The sequence below is a fragment of the Hansschlegelia beijingensis genome, assembly GCF_045505405.1.
GTDB lineage: Bacteria > Pseudomonadota > Alphaproteobacteria > Rhizobiales > Methylopilaceae > Methylopila > Methylopila beijingensis_A.
This window is the reverse complement of the sequence record NZ_JBJKEX010000688.1, coordinates 1-650: the sequence shown is the minus strand read 5'-3', so window position 1 is coordinate 650 and position 650 is coordinate 1. Positions and strand designations below refer to the sequence as shown.

The window sequence follows — 650 nt, the reverse complement described above, 5'->3', positions numbered from 1 at the left end:
GCCGGCGTCTGGCGCTGCCGGCTCGCCGACGAGCGCCTGAACTGGACCGCCGGCGTCTATAGCCTTTTCGGCATCCGGCAGGGCGCGCCGCTGCGCCGGCAGGAAATACTGGAGCTCTACGAGCCGCGCTCGCGCGGGGCGCTCGAGGCGGCCCGCGCCCGCGCGATCAGCGAGGGCCAGGGCTTTGCGCTCGACGCCGAGATCATCACCGCGAGAGGCCGCAGTCGGTGGATCCGGATTTCCGCGACCGTGGGGCGCGGAAGCCGCGGAGCCCGCGAGCTCTACGGGCTGAAGCAGGACGTGACGGAGGCCAAGACGGCCGCCGAACAAGCCCGCCGGCTCGCGCAGATGGACCCGGTCACTGGGCTCGCCAACCGCGCGCTGTTCGAGGCCCGGCTCAGCGCGCTCTGCGTGGAAGGCCGCGGCGGAGCGCTGCTGCTCGCCGACCTCGACGGCTTCAAGCAGGTCAACGACACGTTCGGCCACGCGATCGGAGACGACTGCCTGCGGGAGACCGGTTCGCGGCTCAGAACCGCCTGCCGCGGCGCGGCGCTCGTGGCGCGGATCGGCGGCGACGAGTTCGCTGTGCTGCTCGAACGCGGTTGCGTCCGGCAGGAGACGGAGCGGCTGGCTGCGGCGGTCGTCGAGGC

Annotated in this window: 1 protein-coding gene; it reads left to right on the top strand. The window is 73.2% G+C overall.

The features are described from left to right. On the top strand, nucleotides 1-650 hold a 650-nt coding region (locus ACIKT0_RS19640; RefSeq protein WP_407106928.1), incomplete at both ends, for a diguanylate cyclase domain-containing protein.